This window comes from Peribacillus sp. SIMBA_075 (assembly GCF_046534585.1).
In genome coordinates this window covers 90,411-115,222 of the sequence record NZ_JAWRYN010000013.1, presented here as the reverse complement: position 1 = coordinate 115,222, position 24,812 = coordinate 90,411, and the positions used below count along the sequence as shown (strand labels likewise).

The window sequence follows — 24,812 nt, the reverse complement described above, 5'->3', positions numbered from 1 at the left end:
TATAAACGCACCTGAAACAAGAACATAACGTCTCAGGGCGCTTTTAAATGAAGTTTCTTCTCAAGTTTGTTTGATGTTCTGTTCTGTTTGGAATGTAAAGCTGATCTTCTTTTCAGAATCGGACCAAGATAAAATGGCATCAAAGGTTTTTTCACCTTTTTTAAAACCACTTATCAAATCCGTTTCACCGCTCGACAATAATTTTTTTATATTTGCTTGACTGATTTTCTTATTAAGAATTTTTTTGGAGATCGTAAAGTTACACTTGGTTTTTTGATAATTTACACATCCATAGAATTCCCCTTTATCGACAATCTTAGAACCGCATAGCTTACAGCTGCCCACAGATGCCGAGCTTCTCTTTTTAGGGCCGCTCCGTTGAATCGACTCGGTGTCCAGCCCTTGAAAATCCCAGCTTTCAGATGATTCCACGGCATCACTGATAATTTTTGCTGACATCTTTTTAACAGCTTCCATAAAGACGCCGGCTGAGGCCTTCCCTTCACCAATTTCCCTTAAACGCTGTTCCCATTTAGCTGTCATTTCAGGTGAAGCCAGGATTTTCTCCCCGATTGCAGTGATCAGCACTTTCCCTTTATCCGTCGCAAACACCTGATTTTTTTTGACATCAATGTATTTACGGTCTTTGAGCATGGTAATGATACCAGCTCGAGTTGCTTCAGTGCCGAGGCCTTCGGTTTTCATCAGCACTTTTTCTAACTCTTCATTATCCAAGTGTTTTCCGGCCGTTTTCATCAAAGTGATCAACTGACCTTCTGTATAGCGCTTTGGAGGCTGGGTTTTTCCTTCTTTCACCTTTATTTTGGCGACCTTTCCAGAATCCCCTTTTGAAACGGACGGCAAAAGGATATCTTCATCATCCTTCTCATTTTGGAAAATCACTTTGCGCCATCCCTCTTGGATCTGCTGCTTGCCTTTAGAAATGAATTCGGCACGCTTATCGACAAGCGTTTTAATGGCGGTGTAATCGAAAATGGCTTTCTCGTAATGTGCCGCAATCAACCGGCGGACCACCAAGTCATAAATATTCCGTTCTTCAGCAGAAAGCCTCTTTGGGTCGGTCACTTGTTCCGTCGGGATAATTGCATAGTGATCAGTCACTTTTTTTTCATTTACAAACCGTTTATTATTCATGATGCTCGGTTGTGGTAAAGGAAACAGGGATTCATATTCTGAAAATCCACTTAGTTTTTGCAATATATCAGGAAATGTTTCGGCTTCCCCCTCCGTAACATAATTGGAGTCTGAACGTGGATAAGAAACGATCCCTTTTTGATATAAACTTTGTACAATATCAAGCGTCTGTTTCGGTGAATATTTATAAATCTTGTTTACGGTTGCCTGCAATGACGATAGATTAAATAACAAAGGTGGCTGAAATTCTTTTCTTTCTGTAGCCATTTCCGCAATTTCAGCATCTTTCCCCTTGCAAAAGGCGGCAATTTTATCAGCAAGTTCTTTTGTCTTGATTCTCGGATCATTGTTCTGCTGCCATTTTCCCTGATACTCCTTACCATCCATCTTGAAATCAGCGAACACTTCCCAGAACGGTTCAGACTTGAATTGTTCAATTTCCATTTCCCGCTTCACTATCAAAGCGAGAGTCGGTGTCTGAACCCTACCAGCTGAAAATACATCCGAAACACCCCTTTGTTTCAATAAAATACTATACGCTCTCGATGCATTCATTCCCACAACCCAGTCTGCGCAAGCTCTCGTGTACGCTTCATGATAGAGTGGCCTGGTTTTTTCCTCGCCCATCAGGTTTTGGAATCCCTCATAAATCGCTTTTGGGGTCAAAGAGGAAATCCATAAACGTTTCATCGGTTTATTGACATTACATAGATTAACGATATTACGTACAATCAATTCTCCTTCACGCCCAGCATCGCCTGCATGAATGATTTCATCGACATCCGGTTTCCTAAGCAAAGTCTTCACTACATTGAATTGCTTTGCCTTTTGTCGGGTCACTTCATATTGAAATTTCTCTGGAATCATCGGCAACGTTTCCATCGACCATTTTTTCCATTTTGAATGATAGGTTTCCGGCGAAACGAGTTGACATAAATGCCCGACGGCCCAAGTTACATATGCTCCGTCGGGAAAAAGTTCATTCGGCATGATTTCTATATATCCTTGCTGTTTCTTCGTTTTAAATTGAGCTGCTAACGTTGAACCTTGATCTGGTTTCTCCGCAATGATTAGCTTCATGATCATCTTCACCTAATCCGTTACAAAATATCTTACCCTATTATTATACCTTAATTATCAAAATCGGCTAGATATGACTTCGGTTTAACTCAATTGATCTAAGGAAGCTTGAAATAATTGCTTAACTCCTGAGAAGAATGGGATTTTCAGGCTTATGATAAAATACGTCCAAATCTAGGCAGATTAATATGCAAAAAAAAAGCTTCACTAATGGATGGTCAGCATAGATTAGGGGGGAATCGGAGTATATACAAAAGAAACAAGTGCGATGTTAAATGTGCCCTTCCTAGCTTTTCACTGTGATGAAGCTAAAGAAATTAATTTTTTTGATATCATTAATACAAAAGATAAAGGAATAGATCTTCATTAAGCAGATATTTGAAAAGAAACAACGACAACCTTAATTGGATTGCAACCCAACTTATTATTAATCCTGATAGACCTTTTTACAGCATAGGCGCTCTTATTGGAAGAAAAATAAAGAAAAGCATATCACACTACAAAACATACATAATTTTTTAAAGTTTGAAGAGAAAGTCATATTTAGCTGAATTACCCAAAGAAAAAATATTATATATTTAAGAGTGTAGACAAACCCCTTTTCCCAAAGAATCGTTGGAGAAAAAGGGGGTTTTTTATCTTTTAATTAGCATATTTAGTTGTGACTATGAAAGAAGGACACAACATATTGTTGCTAAACTTTTTATAAAAAACAGCTGTCGACTTTGTCGACAGCCTGAAGCTGCCTTTATGGCAGCTCATATCTTAATATAGAAGTTTTTTAAGTTCACGTCTTATTAATATTAATTTTCGAGATCTTTTAATTGAGAGTAAACTTCCCTACTGTCTAGACTTTCTCCAATAACAACGAAATGATTTTTAAAAGCAATATCTTGTGGATAATAAGAAGGTACCCCGTATGTATATTGGAATAGATTAACTTTCCCTTTTTCTTCCTCGAATCGAACAAAGCCTTTTATTCGGTGAATTGTATCAGGAAGTTTCATTAACCAATTTTCAAATTCTGTTTTTTTAATTTCATTCGTAAAGGTATAGGTTAATGATTGGATATGCAAACGTTGATGAACATTCAACTTCTCAAATTCACAAATGGAATTACGATTGGAATAAGGAATACCTGATAATGATATGTTCGAAAAATTAGTTAAATGAAGAGTTGCACCTGGATTTATTGATTTTAAATCAGCTTTAATTTGCTGTAATTCTTTTTTACTTAACCGAATAGTTTTATTGATGATCAAGGTATCTCCATGTTTTACTTGCTCTTCATATAAGCGATTCAGTTGAGGACTAATTCTGCTCCTTTGTAACCATCTGTCTGCATCAACCGTTGTTATGATTGAGCGTATGGATATACGGTCTGCAATGACAGGAGACAGACAAGCATCCAGGATTTCTATAGGATGGGCCACACCAGATGCCTCTATGTATATTACATCAGGTTGATGCATATGGAATAATGTTAATAAAGAGATTTCCAATTCATCTTTAGCCGTGCAACAGATACATCCATTCAACAATTCCTGTAGAGGAACCTTGTCCCCTATTATGTCCGAATCAACGGATTTCTCGCCCAATTCATTCATTAAAACTGCCACTTTTCTTCCGCTACCTTTTTCATCCATTAATAGATTCTGCAACAAAGTAGTTTTTCCACTTCCGAGAAATCCACTTATGATAACTACCTCTACTTGTGCCATTTTAACTACTCCTTAATAAACATGTTACTTTAAAATTATGTTAGTAATAATATGTCTTTATTTGATGCAAACTTTTGTTTTCCTTTTTACCAGGTTTTCATGTTTGCTCATTTTAAATAAACTTATTTCCGTATAATTGAATACTTATCATATAATCTTACCTATTCATAAACGGATTTATCTTATACATTCCAAGTAAATGGGTCTGGAAGCCCTGCCCAGTTCCTTTCTAGCTCACTTACCGTTAACAAGCACGCATCCAATTCTTTTGTGAGTTTTCTTGTGTTGATATCCATCCCAATGAAGACTAGCTTAGTATGACGATCTCCATACTCAATATCCCATTCCTTAAGGATTTGTGGTTCATTATTAAATATCTCCTCTTGTTGTATTTCCGATAGAGAGGCAACCCAATAAGACAATGGCTCAAGTGTCACTGATGGCCCTGCTTGTGAAAATAGCAAAGCTACATTATTTCTGGTCGCACACCATGCAATCCCTTTAGCTCGTACGATTTCTTTAGGCATTGAATGTATCCAATTTGAAAATTTCTCTGAATTAAAAGGCAATCTTCTTGCATAAACAAACGATGATATTCCATATTCTTCGGTCTCGGGTGTATGTGTAGCATGCCCTTCATTTAATTCTTGAAGCCAACCTGCTGAGGTGCTTGCTTTATCAAAATCAAACAGTCTAGTATCCAAAATGTTTGTTGGATCTATCTGGCTATTTTCTGTACGGATCAGCTTAGCATCAGGTTGTAATTTACGTAATACATTCTCTAATTGATTTAAGTTTTCATCCTCTACCAAATCACATTTATTAAGAATGAGTACATCGCAAAATTCAATTTGATCTATCAATAAATCAGCAATATTTCTATCATCACTCTCGCCTACTGCTTCCTTTCTATCCAGTAAGGAATCCCCTGATTGAAAATCATGCCAGAATCGATTCGCATCTACAACCGTAACCATAGTATCCAATCGGCAATATTTAGTTAAATCGATACCCATATTCTCATCTATATATGTAAATGTTTGAGCCACGGGAATAGGCTCGCTAATCCCAGTTGACTCTATGAGAATATAGTCAATATCTCCTGCTTTAGCCAACTTTTCTACCTCTTGAAGTAAGTCTTCACGTAAAGTACAGCAAATGCAGCCGTTGGACAATTCAACAAGCCTCTCTTCTACCCGAGAAACATGACCGCCTTTTTTGACCAGTTCGCTATCAATATTTATTTCACTCATGTCATTTACTATCACTGCCACTTTTAATCCTAGGCTATTTTTTAAAATATGATTCAGTAAAGTTGTCTTTCCTGCCCCTAGATAACCACTTAATACCGTAACCGGAATTTTTTTCATATCATTTCCCTCACCATCTAATAAATAGTAATCATTTCGATTTACACGATATGTTTTAGCATAAAGAATTTACGATTAAACTTGCAGCTTGACGTGCACCAGAAATATTACGTGCTATAGGACCCATTTCAAGTTCTGCTAATGCACCTGTCACATATAAGTTTTCTCCCCATTGTAAATTTTTTGAAACAATAGGATAACCGCATTCTGCACACCTTAAATGATATTTTTCTATAATAGGTTGTATTAGAGATTTACCGGGTAAAGATGATTCAAAACCAGTAGCTAATATTACCATTCCAAAGGTTCCGATTTTATTATTTTTATCGTTGAATAAGTGCACCCGTTTATCTTCTGTTTTTATCGCCATCACTTCATGATCGGCAACACGGATTGTTCCTTTTCTTATTCTATTTTTTAAGGTTGCATATAAATCTTGCGGAAGTGACCCTCTATGTCTGGCGTTTTTGATTTGTTCTCTTCGCATTCGGTAGTCCGTTATTTTTCGATAACCCGTCTGATTCTTTGGTCCAAGCCACGCTGGGTCACTATCAAAGGTATGGATTCGAAAGGGGTGCCTTTTTATTAATGTAACTTCAGCAGGAAAATGGTTTGACATTTTTACAGCTAGATGTGCAGCTGTAATGCCACCACCTATGATAGCAATAGGTGCCATAATTGAAGTGAAATCCAGTACTTTATCATCGAAAATATGTAATACCTTATCTGGGTTTTTTTTCTTCAAAGCCCTTGCCCATTCAGGCCACATAAGTTGTTCACCTATCCCCAAAGCTAAGACAAGATTTTTTCCATATACCTTCTGCCCATTAGTTAAAGAAACAGACCAACGATCATCTGTCTTTTCAAGGGTTAATGCTTCTCCTTGTATCCAAGCTTTTTTAATTGCTACTTCTTCCATAAGCTGATTACAGTGTTCATTGAACGCATCAAGTGAAGGACGTTTATAATATCCGTACAGAGCTGTAGGCCAATCATTTTTGTTTCTTTTCACGTAGCTTTTTAAACTATCTGGTTTAACATCGATGTGGTGTACAACCGGTGACCGAAGGTACGGCATAGATATGATATCAGCTCGTTTTTTCCACTTTTCCAAAGGACTAGCATTTTTATCAATAATAGCTAACTCATTAATGGTTACCTTGCCAGTCTTTAATAAAAATGTGGCTAATGTGGTTCCCTGTATGCCGCCTCCAACAATAATCCACTTAAACATAACTACCTCCTTATGTATAATCAATATCATAATTACTTACTGTAAGAAGACGCAATCCTTGTATGCAAATATCTCTCCATTTGTTGTTTTTCATCAATATATGAGTTTATAGCATGCATCCTATCTTAAATTGTGAGGGTAAAAGTGCCCCTGCATAATGATATTGAACTAGCACCAGATTAGTCTTTTTCCCTTATCTCAAAAGGAAATTAATGAAGTATTATTGGAAAATACCTCAATACTTAAATTAGAATGGTTCAGTTATCTTTTGCGAAGATGGTTTTAAGGTTAAGATAAGAAGATAAATGCTCGCTGGGTAGTTTTATCGGATTGCTTTAATTTATCGGTATAATCAATCCATTTAATTCGTTTACACCGTTCATCTATAGATTTATCTATTTCCATTTGTGCCTCATCCATTATTTCCTTTATTGTAGAGATATGGAGTGAGAAGTGGTCTGCTGCCGCTTTAAATGGAGATTTCTCAATCATTAACTGAAGAAATTGTTTTTCATCCACAGAAACTTCCTCTAATTGATATTCCATACTCTCAATATACTGGTAAACTTCTCTGTGTATATCAGGTAATTTTTTGATAACACTTCGAAGTAAAAATTCCATTAAGATAGGATTAATCCGCTCCATATTTTCACCCCTTAATATTTACATAAAAACACCAACTACCAGATTTTAACACCTGGTAGTTGGCAGATTGAATATTTTACCAACTAGCTTTTTTCACACCCGGTATTTGACCTTTGTGAGCATACTCTCTAAAAGCAATCCTAGACATTTTGAACTTTCTTAGATAACCCCTTGGCCTTCCAGTTACTTCACATCTGTTCTTAAGCCGTGTAGGTGAAGAATCTCTAGGAAGTTTTCTTAGTGCTTCAAAATCACCTTTTTCTTTTAACTCTGCACGAATGGCTGCATATTTCATCACCATCTCCTGCCTTTTTTGTTCTTTAACAACTTTTGATTTTTTCGCCATAATAATTCTCCTTTTGCAAATCGAAACGATTACGTTTTATTATAAATGCTATTGCTTTTTTAATTTATGCTCTTAATGCTTTATTTGGTTTCTCTGTGTAACGTACGTCTTTTTAATCGTGGACAATATTTCATTAGTTCAATTCTATCCGGGTTATTTCGTTTATTCTTTGTAGTAATATAATTGCGATCTCCAGTTTCCGTACATGCTAACGTAATATTAATTCTCATCATTATTTCCTCCTACATTGTTTTATATTTACTCATATTTGTTAAAAAGAAGGTAGTGGGTCTTTAAATTCCGACCAATCTTGATTCATTTCTGCTTCCGAAAGTAAGCATTCGTCCAAGGCTTTTTCAATTTCTTTTTGATTCATATTAATTCCAATCATAACCAATTCGGTTAAACGGTCACCAAATGTTTCGTCCCAACTATCCAAGAGTTCTGGTTCATCTTTTAAAATTTGCATTCGCTCTTCTTCGGGATAACTCACTATCCAGTTTCCTGCTGCCTGAATAGTTAGAGAAGGTCCAGCTTGCGAGAGAAGTCCGGAAATGTCGTTCCGTGTAGCTAACCAAAGAAATCCTTTAGAGCGTACCACCTCTACTGGCCAATTATGTATCCAATTCATTAGCCTTTCTGGGTGGAATGGCTTATTGCGGCGATATACAAATGATGCTATACCATACTCTTCTGTTTCTGGGACATGCTCTTCATTTAATTCTTTAAGCCACCCTGCCCCCTGACTGGAGGTCTCAAAATCAAAAAGTCCTGTGTTTAGAACTTGAGTAAGTGGTACAAGTGAATATTCACTCTCAATAATACGGGCCTCTGGATTGAATTTTTGTAAAACGGATTTTAGTTCTTGAACATTTGTTGACGATACTAAATCAACTTTGTTCAGTACAATCACATTAGCAAATTCAATTTGATCAATTAATAAATCGGCTATTTCCCTGTCATCAGTTTCATCAACTGCCTGCTTACGATCCAATAGAGTTTCTCCTGATGCGTAATCATGCCAAAAACGATTAGCATCTAAAACGGTAACCATAGTATCCAGCTTACATAATCTAGACAAATCTATTCCCAAATTTTCATCAACATAGGTGAAGGTCTGAGCTACGGGTATTGGTTCACTTATTCCACTTGATTCTATAACGATATAATCAATATCTCCTAGCTGTGAAAGCTTTTCCACTTCGATCAGTAAATCTTCTCTTAGCGTACAGCATATACAGCCATTTTGCATTTCTACCAGTTTCTCATTGGTTTTAGAAAATCCCCCTTTTTTCACCAAGGTAACATCAATATTTACTTCACTCATATCATTGACAATAACAGCTACTTTAAGATTATCCCGATTAGTTAAAATGTGATTTAGTAGTGTTGTCTTTCCTGAACCAAGATAACCACTTAGTACTGTAACTGGAATTCTTTTCGAACCCACATTTTCACTCCTTTCAAAAAGCACCCTTATATCATTAATTTCACAAATCGAAACTATTACGATTTAACATGTAATAATACACAGCTATACTTAATTATTAAGGTTTGCTTTTTCTCTCTCGCTATGGTTAATAGCTATACCATTATAAATCGTAACGATTACTATTTACAAGTTTTTTTTATAAATAAATTCTTGCATCTCTTTCTTTAGAGTTCTAAATCCTTATAAATTCTTTTGATGTCGCATTTTTTTGACCAAAGTATTTGCCCTTGTATAATTTTGCTTGTTGATCCACTTCAGAAAAGACAAGTTGACAAATTCTACGGCCTATAGTTAATTTTATCGGGATTCTATTCGCGTTAAAAAGCTCAAGGGGTTATATTCCCTTCAAAACCTTGGTCAACCCGCATTTTGAATAAATAGTCCCAACCTGCCTACTGAACTTCTCCCTTCTAGGAACGCGGGAATATTACCCGGAAGTTTAATCTATTCTTTTGTTTTAGCTAAAAGGAATGAGTGTGGTGGTATATAATGGACTGCCCATCCTCACAACAATTTCTCTGTATTTTGCTGAAAGTATCATGGTATCACCTTTCTTTATCATAAGATAATGAAGCATAAGCATCATGTAAATGAATAGATTCCTCATTTCGGCATTCAATATGAAATGATTGAACCCACCTTAATTCATATAGGTCCGCAGCAACCAGTCTAATCAGGTCTTCAACAAATCTTGGATTTTCAAATGCTTGTTCCGTTACCTTCTTTTCATCAGGCCTTTTTAAGATGGAATAAAGCTTAGCACTTGCATTCGATTCAATTACTTCTAACATGATTTCCTTAAAATTACGAGGAAAGCCCCTATCTGAATAAGTTTCAATTTCAATAGAAACAATTCCTCTCTGATTATGGGCGCTATATTCACTGATTTCTTTAGAACAAGGACAAAGTGTTGTAACTGTTGCTATCATCCCTATCTTTTCCTTCCATATAGCTGGCTCCTGGTAGCCTACTTCTATATTTACATCTGCACTCATCAGACCTGACATACTCAGTACAGGACTGGTTCTTTCAAAAAACCATGGAAAAGACACCTGGACAGCTGAAGATTTCTGTTCCATCCTTTCTGCCATCCTTTTTGCTAAATGACGTAATGACTGAGGATTCATTTCTATCCCCTTTGAATAGGCTTCTTGAAGAATTTCTGGGAGCCTGCTCATATTTATCCCTTTCTTATTACTGCACAATTCAGTAGTTAGTGTAAACTCACCAATGGTTTGTTGAATTACCGGTTCAGATTCTGCTTTGACAATGACTGGATACTTAATTTTTTTAATTCCTACATTGTCGATTTTAAAGAAATAATTTTTTTCTATGTTTTGCAAGTCTGGCATATATTGTTTGTCTGTTGGTTTAACTCCATTAATAGGATAGGTTGAACCAAAATATTGAAGTCGGTTTAGTTTATTAGGTAATTCCAGAATTGGCATCTTTTAATACTCCCTTAAATAATAATTCTTAACCAGTTATAAAAATATTGATCACGAGTAATATCTTTTTCTAAAACTAAATGGAATTCCTCTTCATTTAGTTAAGTACAAAAGTTCTGTACAATTTAGAAACCATTTAGTGATCACATGATTGGTCCCTAAACAAGTCTCTAGAAATATTCATTTTACGCTGGAATACTTTGAAGAGTACGAAAATACAATAAATCGTAATCATTACGCTTTGTTCTTTAACCATATAATATTTACTTTCATAAATCAATTATTTATAAGTGGTTAAAGATAAAAAAACTACTTATTTTCTATCAGGTAGTCTATCAAGAATTTACTAAACTTTGAGTCTTTTACTTTTAACAACTATGTCTACTTGAAAAAAAAGTGAGCATGTTGAATAAAGACAAGCATATGCTTTATTAACATAAATCGTAATTATTAAGATTTGTAAGGAAGGTGGTTCTTAATATGATGCGTTTTAAACGCTATTCGGCAAATCTATTATTTTTTATCCTATCACTTCTTTTTCTAGGATTCTTCTTTTTGGGGGAACGCTTTATTCCGACTCAAATTAATCTATCAACCATGCCAATGCTGAATTCAATGTTCGTTGTATTTTTAGGACTATTCTTAGAATCCATTCCCTTTCTCTTTCTTGGAGCAATCGCTTCCTCGTTCATACACTTATTTATTAGTGAAGAATTAATTCAGCGAATGATACCAAAAAAACCAATTGCCGCACTCTTTTGGTCTATCGTTGCAGCACTGATCGTACCTGTATGCGAATGTGCAATTATACCAGTCGTTCGTAGGCTGATTATTAAGGGTGTCCCTATACATGCAGGTGTCGTTCTATTAGTCACTGCACCCATTTTAAATATCATAGTATTTGGATCTACCTATTATGCTTTTCAAAAGAACCCAGAAATTATATATGGACGGGTCATCATTTGTATACTTACCGCCATTATAGTAGGTGCATTCGTTTATATTTTTTGTAGAAAAGACATTATTAAAGAAAATGCAAATGAGCACAATCATACTCAACACGACCACTTTTCCTCTTTATCACATAAATTAACTCATTTAATTAATCATATTACTGATGAGTTTTTTATGGTGGGGAAATATTTTATCATAGGTGCAGTATTTGCCAGTGTGTTTCAAGTTTGTGTTGATAGGACAATACTAGCCGAACTTGGAAATTCACAAATCCAAGGAACAGTACTGATGATGGGAATAGCATATATACTCTCCCTTTGTTCATCAGCAGATGCTTTTGTGGCTGCCTCCTTTTCCCATAGTTTTTTACCGGGTTCAATTTTGGGATTCCTAGTATTTGGGCCTATGCTCGACCTGAAAAACACTCTTATCATGATGTCATGCTTTAAATGGCGTTTTGTACTTATATATATATTGCTAGTCTTCTTAGTCGTCCTTAGTTTATGCCTGTTAGCAGGGGTCTGGATCAGTAGAGGAGGTTTGTAGTGAAAAATATTACTAATAAATTTGAAGCGTTATTGTTGCTTGGATTAGGTCTAATGATTTTCAAGCTATATGTATCTGGAAATTTAACTCAATTAATTGCTCCGAAAATGCTGTCATACTCATTAATTTCCTTAGCAGCATTTTTGATTGTGGGATGTTTACGAATGAAAAAAGAAAAAAAGAATGTTCATTGCTGTGGATGTGAAACAGATCAAGAGAAATCAAAGTCGTCTCTTACCTCCATTTCCAAATATGGTCTATTTTTGATACCAATTTTACTTGGATTTACATTGACTAATTTCACATTAAGCGAAGATGTATTGGCAAAGAGAGGAATTGTTCAAAAACAGATCCAGCCTGACGATTCTGCCAAGAACGAAACATTCCATCAACATGATGTAATAAAAGTTGACGATAAAAATTATTTTCAAGTCTTGGACTATTTAATGACAAATATTGAAGATATCGAAGGAAGAAAAATAGAAATTTCAGGTTTTGTATATCGAGAGAATCAGTTTCCGAAAAATCAAATTGCTATCGCTCGCCTTTCCATGACCTGTTGTATCGTTGATGCTAACTTATATGGTTACCAGGTTAATGGTCATGTAAAAAAAATGAAAACGAATAGTTGGTACACTATTCAAGGGAAATTAACTAAGGGAAGCTATAATGGTGAGACCGTTCCAGTGATCCAATTAATCACTTCTAAGAAAATCCAAGCTCCAAAGGATGTCTATTTATATGAATATGTAGATATAACCGAATAGATAGACAGGCTATTACCAATATAAACAAAAGTAAGAGCAGCTTTTGATAAAGTCACTATCAAATCTGCTCTTACTTTATATAGTACTTTTTAATAGTAAAAAGTACTGGGGAATAAATAATGCAATTCATTCCATATGATTCTTTCCTCTAACTTCATCATTTGGGTTTATTATTTTTGATAGCAAGCGAGAAACTTAATTATACAACGATAAAAGAATGGAAAACAAAATAACGCTTAAAATACTTGTTATCATTTGTTTTCCAGCTAATAAGAATGCCTCTTTAAAAGAAAGTTCTTTCATTATTTTTACTAAGGTTACTAAACAGGCAGTAAATGTACTACAGAGGAAAACCGCAATAAATAGTTCTCCTACTGCTATTTGTTCTGCCATAATTCCGGAACCTTCATTCAATAATAATATTCCGTCCTTACGGAATAAACTTGCAACAAATGCAGGGGCTATATCAGTAGATAAGCCAATAACAACCAATAAGGGTGCGATAAACTCCTTTAAAATTTCCATCCATCCCAGAAAATCAAATAATGAAGCAACCAGGCAAATAATTAAAAAAATTGGCATAGCTTGGACAAGAAATTGGCTTAAAACAGGCTTTAGTCTATAGGATAAAGTTTGTCCGGAAGGCCATTGCAAGAAAGTCTCTCTTTTTTTAAACATTGGTACCAATGTTTTTTCACTCCAAATTTTTCCGTGAATAAGTGATATTAATATCAAGATGAATATATACGGGATAATAAGAAAGATATGTCCTGAAGCACCAAAGACAGATAGAGATGCTCCTAGCTGATAGCTACAGGCAGAGCCAAAGGAAATAACTGAAATGCAATTCTTCCTAGTACAAATGTTGCAACTTCGACTAGATTGTATTGCAACAACATTGCATCCAAAACCGTTAATGATAGGAACAAGATCTTGTCCGGTTAAACCAACTTTTCTCATAAGTGGATCAAGTGCATCTGTAATTTGATCCTTTAATCCACTTTCTTCTGTAATCGCAATAGCTAAGCCGAATAAAATCACAACCGGAAAAGCCCAAATGAAGGAGTATATTCCCAATGATAGTAGTCCAAAATCTCCAAATAGCACAGTTTTTAAGGTTTCAGGAGCCCCTCCACTCCATCTAATAAGAGAATTAACAATGGTTGATTCTACAATGCCCTCTACTCTTTTTGAAAACTGGTAGGCTAAAAAGATTGGGAGGGAATAGATAACTAGTAAAGTAATAAGAGCCACATATGGCCCTAAGATTCGCACTTGTAACAGTGATTTTAAGTCCTTTATTTTTTTTATACGTAAATTATTAATTTCAACACTTTCTGCAAAAGTAACTGATCTTGCTAACTCACGTATTTTATCCCCAACTCTTGAATCAACTCTTCGTGTGTCCATTATAAATAACGGGAATTTGTTTTTTTCTTTAAAATCATTTAATTCATTTAGTGATTCTTGATCCATTTTATCTTCAAAGCTAACTATGACAGCAATCGGCTTATCTTCAAAAGGGAAAACTTCTGTTAAGACTTCAATCTCCTCTTTAAAGTGGGTGCCTCTAACTATAAACCAATATTGATCTGCAGATTTTATCTTTTTTCTTGTATATTGACTTGAGACTAATTCACTTCCTATACGGATTCCAGGTGTATCCATATACCGGGTCTGATTTTCATTCACTTCTAGTATTGTAGAGGTAGATCCTTTAACATTAGATCCCTGAGTAGGGAATTTTTTTTGTAATAATCCTTTAAGTAGCGTAGTTTTTCCTGATGATTCTAAACCTAATAATACAATTTTCATTTTAATCTCCTAACAGGCGCACCCTTTCTCACAACAAGATAAGTCATCAAGGTACATGGCAGACTTCTTATACATATCAAAAACCTCTTGATTGCGAGAAAGATTATGATGGAAAAAGATATCCTCAGCAATAATGGCAAACCTTTGGCGGAATTTATAAATAAAACAAAAAATTGTATTACTTTGCCTTACATTCGGTCCAATCAAATATACTGAAGGGGCTAGCGTGGACTCATCCTTTTCAGTTAAGATTGGTAGTCCTTCTTCGTTCCATTCAAATAACTCCTTGAATTGCTTCGCACCGCTCCCAAAACCAGTACAGATAATTGGTTCCCATTTAGTTTCCACAACAACACCATTCTCGAATTTAATGAGAAACATATCTTTTTCATCGTCCTTTTCGACGGAGATTGCTCTACTCATTGGATGTTCAAAGATTCCATTAAGCGCTTTTGTTGATTCAAGCCTTTCGCTTGTAAATGGTGATAAGGTCCTACTAGGATCTACATCAATATCAAACCACCGTTTCGCAGAGTAATATACATCCAATTTTCTCCCATCTTTATTTAAGTGATAGGCCGCATCCGCTGCGCTCTCACCACCACCAATTATGATTCTATCCCCTTCAATTTCTTTCCATGAGGTAACATCGCCGTAATGTATACCATATTTAAAAGGACGTTTTGGAAATTGGAATTCGCCACAAGCAATAATAACTGATTCTGAGAAAAACCCATCACCCTTCTCGCTTGTTTGTACCCAATACTTTTCTTCCCTTTTTTCTACTATATGTACTTGTGTATTTTCACTGACTGGCAACTCGTAGTGTTCAGCAATCATACATAAATATTCGCCATATTCCTCCCCTGATAAGTGTTCTTTTCCAAAAGTATATGCAGGTGACGTATCAGGTAAAATCGCGTTTAAATCTAAATAACTAAAACCATGAGCAGTAAAAGATGGTGTGATAAACCTTGTTTCTTCAGGCCATTGAAAGAATGTTGAACCAACTTGATCCCTCTCTAAAATAATAAAATCATCTATTCCATTCTGCTTTAATAGAACACCCATACCAATCCCTGCTGGGCCTCCTCCTATAATCGTAATCATGTATATTCCTCCTTTTATAGAACGCTATTACTACTGCTAAATGAATCTCGTTTAGTATGAATCCTATTTTCCATTTTCCCTTGCTCTTTTTGACAATATAAATCGAAACAATTACGATTTATACTATAAAGTTTAGAGACAATCTATAGAATTAACTACTATTACAGTTCGAAGTTGAACTTGTTTATGTTATGTAAGTGATTAGGGCACTATTTTTAATAAACTATTGTATATCTATAATGCAATACCCTTGATGTAACGTGATTTATTACCTATTTCTCTAAGCAATCGTAACAGTACCCATAAAACTCAAACCTTTGTAATTTAAATTGATTATTAAAGGAAACATTTGAGAAATCCATAGGACAGTTATCTTTATCAAGAGATTCACTTTTCCCACAATTCAAGCATTTTATCATACTCCTCGTATTTTCAGACACTAATTGATATTTACATTCTCTTTCCCACATACCTTTCTTCTCTATAAATCCTTTTTTTTCCAACAAAAACAATGTTCTGTAAACCGTATCTAAACTGATACCGGGGATTTTTAATTTAGCCTCTTTATGAAGAATTCTGGCGGAAATAAATTCACTGTTTCTGTTACTTATCAATTTAATTAATAGTTTTCTTTTATTCGTCATCTTATAACCCGTTCTAGTTAAAACAGAATTTATTTCATATTGTAAGTTCATCATTATTAACTCCTTTCCTTATTGAATAATCTCTTTTTAAGAAATTAAAGTTAAATAATCCTCCCCAAACATATGTCTTAAATAATCTATCATTTTTATGTTCACCTAAAATCGTAATCGTTTCGATTTATATTAAAATTAAATCATATTTTCATTAGAAAATCAAAGAAGTATATTTCTTTATTTTTTTCATAAACTATTTAATTAGTGCGTAATAAATAGTTTATTTCGATGTACACGAAACTGCTGACAAATACAATAGATAATGAAATGATTTAAAATATTGGAATGTAAATAAAATTATTCATTTTTCTAGAGAGAAGGTGCGTATTTTATCACTGTAAGATGATTATTGGCACTTCTTCTCTCAGAAAGATTTACGGTTTCCCTAAGTTAACAAAAAAACATTTTAGTACATATCAATGACCTTTTCTTTTTAAAAAGTAAATCTTTTGAAAAGCAAATCCCAGTAATAAGATGACAACAAGAAGTAACGTTATAGTTGCTCCTGGAGGAGTTCCTAAATAATAGGAAGTACTTAAACCGGTGATGATGCCTACAAAAGCAGTAATTATCGCGGTAATAATTACCCATTTGAAACCTTTTGCTATCCTTATTGAAAAGGCAGCCGGTAAGACTAGCAGGGCTGATACTAACAGTACACCAATTGTAGGGATAATGACCGCTATTACTAGTCCAGTTAAAATACTGAATGAGAGTGACAGAATATGTGTATTAATCCCACTAGCAAATGCAGTATCTTCATTAAATGTTAACAAAAATAGCGGCCTTTTTAATATCCAAAAATACAGGAGAACTATTAAGGTTATAATCAGCATGGTATATATTTGCCGATCACTGATAGTTACAATAGAACCAAATAAATATTGTTCCACATTAGTTGTCATGCCACCAGCACTAATACTCATTAAAAAGAGGGCAAGAGATAAACCAGCAGCCATTAATATGGCAATGGAAACCTCAGAATAAGAATGGTAAGCTCTGCGCATATACTCTACTGCGACGGCACCAATGATAACAACAAGAAAGCTTGAAAACGTTAAATCAGTATGAATGAAATAACCGACAGCTACTCCAGCTAGGGAAATGTGTGAGAGGGTATCAGCCATTAACGCTTGTCTCCTTAATACGAGAAAGACTCCCAATATTGGGGCAATGATGGCAATTAATCCTCCTGCCCAAAATGCCCTTCGCATGAATTCAAGGTCAAACATTTCCATGTATCTCGTTCTCCCTTCTCAAGATGAATGATTTTATCAAGAAAAGGTTTTACATCTTCTTGATCATGGGTTACCATCAAGACCGTACAGTTGTGCTCCTTAACTCGATGGCTCATAAATTCATAAAAATTTTTTCTACTTTCAAAATCCATCCCGGTTGTTGGTTCATCAAGTACAAGAAAGTCTGGTTCAGCTGCTAAAGCACGTGCTATACAGATTTTTTGTTTTTGACCACCAGATAGTGCTCCGATTTTATGGTTCCTAAATTCCCACATCCCAACCATTTCCAAAGCATTTTGAACAACCTTCTCGTCAAGAGCAGTCAATCTAGCAAACCATTTTCCTTTACGAAATCTCCCGGAACGGACCAACTCTATAACAGTACTTGGAAAACCAACATTAAATGAAGCTATTTGTTGAGGTACATATCCAATTTTTAACGGTAGTCCTTTTTCATTAATTTTACTTATTTTTATCTCTCCGCTCCAAGGCTTTAATAAGCCTAGTAACAATCGCAGCAGAGTCGATTTAGAGGCACCGTTAGGTCCTGTAACCCCAATGAATTCACTACTATTTATTTGAAAGGAAATATCGTCTAGTGCTGGAGTATGGCCATACCCAAATTTAATTGCTTTTACTTCTACAAGATTCAATCATGTCACTCCTTTCCAGTTTCACAAAAAAATAAAAAGCTTAACTATTTCATTTATCAGGCTTTTATTTCATAAACTATTTACTTAATGCAACCTTTAGTTTATCTAAATTATCTTGCATTACTTGGATATAATCAGCGCCTTTTTTCTGATTTTCTTCACTTAATCCTTCCAAGGTATTCAGTACTTGAGTTTCAGCCCCTATTTCATCTGCTAGAGTTTTTGCTACTTTAGGGGATGCTACTTCTTCAAAGAAAATAGTTTTTATATTATGGTCTAATGCAAATTTCTTCAATTCTGCAAGCTTAGCAGGACTTGGTTCGTTTTCAGTAGACAAGCCGGCAATTGCTACTTGTTTAAGACCATATTCATTCGCTAAGTATCCAAAAGCTGCATGTTGAGTAATAATTTCTTTAGTTGGAACATCTGCAAGTGTAGATCTAAATTCTTTATCTAGGTCCTTTAGTTTTTCTATATAAGCCACACTATTTTTTTCATACTCTTCCTTATGATTTGGATCAACCTTTATTAATGCATCCTTAATATTCTCAACTTCTTTTTGTGCAAGTGCAGGGCTTAACCAAACGTGTGGATCCTTTTCATGACTATGTGCTTGCTTTTCTTTCTCTGCATGTTCATGCCCTTCACCTTCCATTAGAGTGATTCCTTCGCTCGCTTTAACAAAAGTAGACTTTTTAGAGTCTAAGCTCTCTTCGATATCAGGCACCCATGTCTCCATATACTCACTGTCATAGACGAATAAGTCTGCATTTTGTATAGTACCTACATCCTTTGGTGAAGGTTCCCAATCATGAGGCTCTATGGAAGAAGGAATTAATAATTCTACATCAGCGAGATCGCCAACAACATTTTTTGTAAACTCATACATTGGATAAAAAGTAGTGACTATTTGAATCTTATCAGTATCCTTCTTTATTTGATTTTCCGCCCTCTCATTACCATCCCCTTGTTGACACCCGACAAGCATAAGTGGGATTGCAAATACAGGAGCTAACATTCTGTTAAACTTTTTCATGAAATTACCCTCCGATATATATTCACTCTTTTTTAGCATTTGTAGTATATCGTAATTATTACGATTTGTAAATTGGAATAATTACGATTTGGATATACATTCCGCCAGTACTGGTAATTTAATCTATTACGATCTCTTTTTAATTCAGATACATGCTACTGACCTTAACAAAATTGTAGCTAAAAACACAAATACATCCTTTGATAACCTATACTAAGAATCCTTTTTGAAAAAAATAATCAAAACGTATTCTTTTCTTATGATTAAGTTGCTAATTTTTTTTAAAAAGTACATTTAACAACCATAATCGCAAAAGGATAACCAATGCCCAGGTATCAAGGTTTAATATTGACTGGCTGTCTAAAGAATCCTTTCAGGCCTTTTACAGATAAATTCATTCCTATTGAAGTATAAGAGTGAAGTATAAGAGATTCAAAAGAATTCCTTTAGAAAATTTTTCACGAAGCTTATCAGGCAATTAATTGGTTAAAGTATGGATGTTGGCTTGGAATAAAGTTTGTTTAAAAAACTTCCGTAAACGCTGATTTAGCTGCAACAAAAAGAACTCGTTTTGATTAAAGTTTGATCAAAACGAGCTTTTTCTAAAGATGAGTTATTTTTTATAAAAAAGATTGATCATTTTGATTTAAATTCACAACAATATGCCAACTTACATTCTTTCTTAATTAAGGCTTATCTCATACATAATTAATTAGCCATAAAGAAAAAGAATCCTATAAAAAGATTATCCACTATAAGAGTAAAATATTAAATTCACATTCAACAAACCCTTCCAAAAGTCATATATGAAACTTTTGAAAGACTCCTTTATATTTACCCAACAAATATTTTTCGTCGATCATATGCAAAAATGATCATCGTCACACCTAGGATAGCACAAATCATATACATAAATGAGTATGAGGAAAAATCAGCTATCGGACCCATAATGACACCACCTAGCGAAACACCTAAATCAGCCATAGCAATAAATAAACCAAGTAACACATTTCGATTTACCTTAGGCAATACAAAGGTTAAATACGTTGTTAACGTTGGATAGATTATTGCCTGAGCTATCCCCATTAAAATCGCACCTGCATAGAAAAAGAAAGCCCCACCCGTTATAGAAACACTTACACATTGCGCCGCTATTGCTAAAAGAAGCATAGCCCCCATGATAAAAGATGAATGCCACTTACCGTCTGAAGGAATCCTTTTCCTTAAAGCAAAACGAGCAAAAACAACGGTACCAGCCTGAAGCATGAGATAAATTCCAGCATTGCCGTTTTTTAATTGCATAGCGTACAGTGGTATGAAGGTTATAATCGCTCCAAATACAATGGAGGTAACTAACATCAATACGCTGCATTTAAACAAAAACGGATTTTGTACCAACTGACTAAATGCCTTAAACATACTTACTCCCTGCTCATTATTAACTGAAACAGGTTGATCCTTTCCTTTTTCCATTTTGGCACTATAGCCAAACACCCCTGTAGTGATGGCAATTGCTATCATCACTACTGTAAAATAATCCATACCTCCTTGCCAAATTCCTAATGCCAGTATGGGTCCAATAATACCTGGTATAAAAGAGAATAAAGAATAAAGTGAGATGCCCTGAGAGCGATCCTTCTCTGGTAGTGCATCAATAATGCCTATCTGCAATGCCATGGAAAAAAAAGCTGTCGACACCCCTTGTAACATACGGGCAACTAGATAGCCGCCTAACCCAGTAATCGTATATAATATTAAAGCAAAACCATTGACTATAAGAATAATGCGCAACACTTTTATCGGTCCATGCTTTTGAATGATTTGACCTGCCCACGGACGAAAGAACATGGTTGTAAACAAATACGCCCCTATAATCAAGCCGATAGTTGTATTGCTGGCTCCTAATGATTCCCCTTGTAAGGGGATAATAACATTTAGAATGGCATTGGCACTAAAATAAAGAAGAACCAACAGATATAAACGCAGAAACGGCCAAGACATAGCTCCACTCACAATTTTTTCTCCTCCTAGTTCGAAAATAATCTAAAAAGTTATTAATTTGTCCAATAATTTTCTAGCATAATCTGACTGAACGTTTTTTAATTGTTCGATTTTAATTACTTCTTCAATTTGACCATTTCTAAAAATAATGACCCTGTCGCAAATATAGGCGGCGGCCTGAATATCATGAGTAATAAAAACATAGCTCATATTGTAGAGGTTTTTTAATTCCTTAAGTAATTCAAGCACTTGTATTTGAACTGATACATCTAAAGAACTGATTGCTTCATCTAATAAAATACATTTTGGTTCTGTGGAAATGGCCCTTGCAATACATACCCTTTGAACCTCTCCCCCTGATAATTCATGAGGATATCTTTTTCTGTAGGACGGATTTAATCCAACTTGATTCAATAGATTATCAATCCTGTTTTGAATTTCTATTTTGAGCTTGCTCTTAATTTTTAATGGCTCCATAATGGCTTCCTCAACTGTAAAAAATGGGTTAATGGAAGATTTATAGTCTTGAAAAACAGCGCTAATGTTACCCGATCTCACTCTTCTATCCCCTACATTTTCACCCTGAAATAAAACGGTTCCCCGATCTGGCTTTTCAATTCCAATTAGTAAACGACCTAAGGTGGATTTCCCGCTCCCACTTTCTCCGATAATACCGAGACATTCGCCACTTCCACATTCAAAACTAATATTTTTCAAAATCTTTTGTCTTTTGTTTGAAATGAGTCCACCACTTTTATAAGACTTCTCCACACTATCAACCTTTAGCAATTTTAAGCTCTCCCCATTATTTTCTTAAAATGATTACTCAACGCTAGTCTAGTAGATACTAAATATTTGGTATAGTCATGTTCCGGTTCTGAAAATATAGTTTTTGATTTTTCTCTTTCAATAATTTCTCCATCCTTCATGACCATAACTTCATCAGCAATTGCTCTAACAACTCCCAAATCATGAGAAACAAAGATCATAGAGCAGCCCATTCTTTCCCGTATTTTTATAAATTGCTCAACGACTTCAAATTGTGAAATAGTATCTAAAGCTGTTGTTGGTTCATCAGCAATAATAATGTCTGGTTCTAATACTAATGCTAACGCAATCATTATGCGCTGCAACATTCCACCCGATAGCTGGTGTGGATATTTATTCATAATCTCTATCGGATTTTTCAGCATGACACTTTCCATAGCATTTTTCATTTTTTCTTCGATTTCTTTATTACTCCAACCGAAATGTTCAACAAGCGTTTCCTTTAAATGAACCCCAATTACACAGGAAGGGTCAAATGCACTCATCCCATTTTGTAGAATCATGCAAAGATTTCTTCCCCTTCTCTTTCTCATCTCCTTTTCGGAAAGTTCGTTTAAGTTTTCGCCTTTAAATAAAATGTCTCCTGATTGGTGAAGCCAGGATTTATTTAATCGCATTATTGACCTACAAGTCAGAGACTTACCGCTTCCGCTTTCTCCTACAATTGCCAGACAGCTTCCTTGCTTTAAATGGAATGAACTATTATAGATAATCACTTTACCGGAGCTACTATCCCATATTCTCAGATTTCTAACTTCTAATATATTCATAGATTATTTTGCCACCTCTTTTGAAGCTTAATTTTAGAGATTGTTAACTCTTCTTGAAGCTTATTTTTTGAAGTAATTAATTTAGGGTCTATGGCAACTTGAAGTGCATCAGAGAAAAAGTTAAATGCAGATACTACCATAATAATGGCTAGTCCAGGAGCTAACATTAATTCTGGTCTTGTAAACATTACTTCCCTTGCCTCATTTAACATCATTCCCCATTCAGCATTTGGGGCTTGAATTCCTAACCCTAGGAATGAAAAGCCTGATACTTGCAAAATCATCGAACCAATTGAGCTGCTCGAAATCACTGCGATATCAGAAAATGTAACAGGAACCATGTGCTTATAAATAATTTTCACGTCACTAATACCTGATGCTTTGGCAAATTTCACATATTCTTTTTCAGCAAACTGCATAACAGACGTTCTGATTATTCGAGCAAACCATGCCCATTTAATCAAGGTAAACGCAATCAATATATTTTCAAGCCCCACACCTAAAATACCAACAACAGCTAATGCCATTACGTATCCTGGGAAAGATAGCATCGTGTCACAAATTCTCATAACAGTGGCATCTACTTTTCTTCTAAAGTAGCCTGCTAGAAATCCTAAAACCGCTCCAATCAAGACAGATATGAATAATGCAATTAAAACCCATAAAACACTGGGACGAATGCCATAAATGATTCTGGATAAAATACATCGTCCTAAGTGATCATTACCTAATAGGTAATCCCATGATGAAGAAGCATAACGAAGGCTCATATTTACTTCTTCAGGGTCATGTGGAGCAAATATAGGGGCGAAAATGCCAACAACGATTGTTACAACGATAACTATGAGAGAAATTGTGCCTAACCTATCTTTTATTAAATTTTCAAATAGTCTCATTTAGATATCATTCCTTAATTTAGGATTCATCACAGCGTTTATAATGTCGGGAATGGTATTAAATAATACAAAGGCCACTGCTAAAATAAGTACATACGCTTGTATAATCGGGAAATCGCGGCCTAGAATAGCTCGAACACTTAAACTTCCTAATCCTGGCCAAGCAAATACATTTTCAATAACGACTGTACTTCCCAATATAATAGGTATAGCCATACAAAATATCGAAATGGCCACTTGCAATGAATTTCTTAAGATGTGCATGGTGACTTTCCTCTCTGTTAAGCCACATGCCCTTCCATACAGTACGTAGTCTTCATTTAAATTACTTAACATCGAACTTCTAACGACCCTAAAATAAATGCCTGCATAGCTTATCGCAATGACAATAACCGGTAGAATATAACTTTTATACGACTCCATTCCGCTTGTTGGCAATAAATCCACTTTTACGGAAAAATACCAAATCATAAGAGTCGCCATCCAGTATGACGGCATTGCCGTTAGGAAAAATGAAAATCCCCTTACTGACTTATCCATAATTCTCCCCTCTTTCATCGCACAGATCACACCTAAAAGTATCGATAGAACAATAATGACAACAGATGAAACCAACGTTAGTTTTAACGTATTTAGAAAAGCAGGACCAATTAACGACCAAACCGGTTTTCCTGTCACGTAGGAAACCCCAAAGTCCAACTGTAAGCAAGCAATAACCCAATCGAAGTATCGTATAATAAATGGTTTATCCATCCCCAACTCATCTTTCGTTTGAGCAATTAATTCATCTGTTATTGTTGGAACACCTTGCGCTTGCAATACCACTTCAACTGGATCTAAGGGAGAAAGATTAATTAAAATAAACGTTAAAAATGAAATGACCAAAAGTAAAGGGATTGATATGAATAGTCTCTTAATGATGTAACTTCCCATAGAAAATCTCCTTTTAATAGAAATTTTAAAAACCACACTTACTTCTGCAATATAATACTTAAAAGGTTACTCTTCA

General features: G+C 35.1%; 22 protein-coding genes and 1 pseudogene. 2 read left to right on the top strand and 21 right to left on the bottom strand.

Annotated features, from left to right (window positions below):
• Nucleotides 1–60: 60 nt before the first annotated feature.
• From SB775_RS12460 to folE2, 10 genes and pseudogenes are all read right to left on the bottom strand, one after another.
• Entirely contained in the window at nt 61–2,235 is a 2,175-nt protein-coding gene (locus SB775_RS12460; RefSeq protein WP_410861786.1) for a DNA topoisomerase III, read from the bottom strand.
• 803 nt (nt 2,236–3,038) lie between these two features.
• Nucleotides 3,039–3,956 carry a CobW family GTP-binding protein gene (locus SB775_RS12455; RefSeq protein WP_410861785.1) on the bottom strand — a complete coding sequence of 306 codons (918 nt, stop codon included), beginning with the start codon at nt 3,954–3,956 and terminating at the stop codon, nt 3,039–3,041.
• A 182-nt stretch (nt 3,957–4,138) separates the two neighbouring features.
• Nucleotides 4,139–5,326, bottom strand: a complete 1,188-nt coding sequence (locus tag SB775_RS12450; RefSeq protein WP_410861784.1) for a GTP-binding protein — start codon at nt 5,324–5,326, stop codon at nt 4,139–4,141.
• A 55-nt stretch (nt 5,327–5,381) separates the two neighbouring features.
• Nucleotides 5,382–6,560: an FAD/NAD(P)-binding protein gene (locus SB775_RS12445; protein ID WP_410861783.1), complete on the bottom strand. Its 1,179-nt coding sequence runs from the start codon at nt 6,558–6,560 to the stop codon at nt 5,382–5,384.
• 288 nt (nt 6,561–6,848) lie between these two features.
• The gene (locus SB775_RS12440) at nt 6,849–7,205 is read right to left on the bottom strand and encodes a hypothetical protein (protein WP_410861782.1); all 357 of its coding nucleotides are present in this window, start codon (nt 7,203–7,205) and stop codon (nt 6,849–6,851) included.
• Between the two features lie 76 nt (nt 7,206–7,281).
• On the bottom strand, nt 7,282–7,551 hold the full coding sequence (rpsN, locus tag SB775_RS12435; RefSeq protein WP_214795881.1) for a 30S ribosomal protein S14: 270 nt from the start codon (nt 7,549–7,551) through the stop codon (nt 7,282–7,284).
• Nucleotides 7,552–7,631: 80 nt separating this feature from the next.
• A complete protein-coding gene (gene rpmG / locus SB775_RS12430; protein WP_098373698.1) occupies nt 7,632–7,781 on the bottom strand; it encodes a 50S ribosomal protein L33 in 150 nt (49 codons plus the stop codon).
• Nucleotides 7,782–7,822: 41 nt separating this feature from the next.
• Entirely contained in the window at nt 7,823–9,001 is a 1,179-nt protein-coding gene (locus tag SB775_RS12425) for a GTP-binding protein (protein ID WP_410861781.1), read from the bottom strand.
• Nucleotides 9,002–9,215: 214 nt separating this feature from the next.
• A pseudogene (gene dcd / locus SB775_RS12420) lies at nt 9,216–9,529 on the bottom strand (dCTP deaminase); the annotation flags it as partial.
• A 59-nt stretch (nt 9,530–9,588) separates the two neighbouring features.
• Complete coding sequence (folE2, locus tag SB775_RS12415) at nt 9,589–10,491, bottom strand: GTP cyclohydrolase FolE2 (RefSeq protein WP_410861780.1); 903 nt, start codon at nt 10,489–10,491, stop codon at nt 9,589–9,591.
• Nucleotides 10,492–10,971: 480 nt separating this feature from the next.
• Between folE2 and SB775_RS12410 the strand changes: the two genes are divergently transcribed.
• Entirely contained in the window at nt 10,972–11,991 is a 1,020-nt protein-coding gene (locus tag SB775_RS12410) for a permease (RefSeq protein WP_410861779.1), read from the top strand.
• On the top strand, nt 11,991–12,758 hold the full coding sequence (locus SB775_RS12405) for a TIGR03943 family putative permease subunit (protein ID WP_410861778.1): 768 nt from the start codon (nt 11,991–11,993) through the stop codon (nt 12,756–12,758). Before SB775_RS12410 ends, SB775_RS12405 begins: the two co-directional genes overlap by 1 nt.
• A 195-nt stretch (nt 12,759–12,953) precedes the next feature.
• Here SB775_RS12405 and SB775_RS12400 read toward each other — a convergent pair whose 3' ends face one another.
• The 11 genes from SB775_RS12400 to opp1B form a co-directional block, all read right to left on the bottom strand.
• Nucleotides 12,954–14,573 carry a nucleoside recognition domain-containing protein gene (locus SB775_RS12400; protein WP_410861777.1) on the bottom strand — a complete coding sequence of 540 codons (1,620 nt, stop codon included), beginning with the start codon at nt 14,571–14,573 and terminating at the stop codon, nt 12,954–12,956.
• Nucleotides 14,574–14,582: 9 nt separating this feature from the next.
• Complete coding sequence (locus SB775_RS12395; protein ID WP_410861776.1) at nt 14,583–15,683, bottom strand: NAD(P)/FAD-dependent oxidoreductase; 1,101 nt, start codon at nt 15,681–15,683, stop codon at nt 14,583–14,585.
• A gap of 272 nt (nt 15,684–15,955) precedes the next feature.
• The gene (locus SB775_RS12390; RefSeq protein ID WP_410861775.1) at nt 15,956–16,378 is read right to left on the bottom strand and encodes a Fur family transcriptional regulator; all 423 of its coding nucleotides are present in this window, start codon (nt 16,376–16,378) and stop codon (nt 15,956–15,958) included.
• A 419-nt stretch (nt 16,379–16,797) separates the two neighbouring features.
• Nucleotides 16,798–17,619: a metal ABC transporter permease gene (locus SB775_RS12385; protein WP_410861774.1), complete on the bottom strand. Its 822-nt coding sequence runs from the start codon at nt 17,617–17,619 to the stop codon at nt 16,798–16,800.
• A complete protein-coding gene (locus tag SB775_RS12380) occupies nt 17,565–18,272 on the bottom strand; it encodes a metal ABC transporter ATP-binding protein (RefSeq protein ID WP_125162941.1) in 708 nt (235 codons plus the stop codon). The genes SB775_RS12385 and SB775_RS12380 overlap by 55 nt, the downstream gene beginning before the upstream one ends.
• Before the next feature lie 76 nt (nt 18,273–18,348).
• Entirely contained in the window at nt 18,349–19,308 is a 960-nt protein-coding gene (locus SB775_RS12375) for a metal ABC transporter substrate-binding protein (RefSeq protein ID WP_410861773.1), read from the bottom strand.
• A gap of 834 nt (nt 19,309–20,142) precedes the next feature.
• Nucleotides 20,143–21,321, bottom strand: a complete 1,179-nt coding sequence (gene cntE / locus SB775_RS12370; RefSeq protein ID WP_410861772.1) for a staphylopine family metallophore export MFS transporter CntE — start codon at nt 21,319–21,321, stop codon at nt 20,143–20,145.
• A 30-nt stretch (nt 21,322–21,351) separates the two neighbouring features.
• Nucleotides 21,352–22,098, bottom strand: a complete 747-nt coding sequence (locus tag SB775_RS12365) for an ABC transporter ATP-binding protein (protein ID WP_410861771.1) — start codon at nt 22,096–22,098, stop codon at nt 21,352–21,354.
• 2 nt (nt 22,099–22,100) lie between these two features.
• Nucleotides 22,101–22,907 (bottom strand): staphylopine uptake ABC transporter ATP-binding protein CntD, encoded by an 807-nt coding sequence (gene cntD / locus SB775_RS12360; protein WP_410861770.1) that lies wholly within the window; start codon nt 22,905–22,907, stop codon nt 22,101–22,103.
• On the bottom strand, nt 22,904–23,803 hold the full coding sequence (cntC, locus tag SB775_RS12355) for a staphylopine uptake ABC transporter permease subunit CntC (protein WP_410861769.1): 900 nt from the start codon (nt 23,801–23,803) through the stop codon (nt 22,904–22,906). Before cntC ends, cntD begins: the two co-directional genes overlap by 4 nt.
• The gene (opp1B, locus tag SB775_RS12350) at nt 23,804–24,736 is read right to left on the bottom strand and encodes a nickel/cobalt ABC transporter permease (RefSeq protein WP_410861768.1); all 933 of its coding nucleotides are present in this window, start codon (nt 24,734–24,736) and stop codon (nt 23,804–23,806) included. It lies immediately after the preceding gene.
• Between the last annotated feature and the right edge of the window lie 76 nt (nt 24,737–24,812).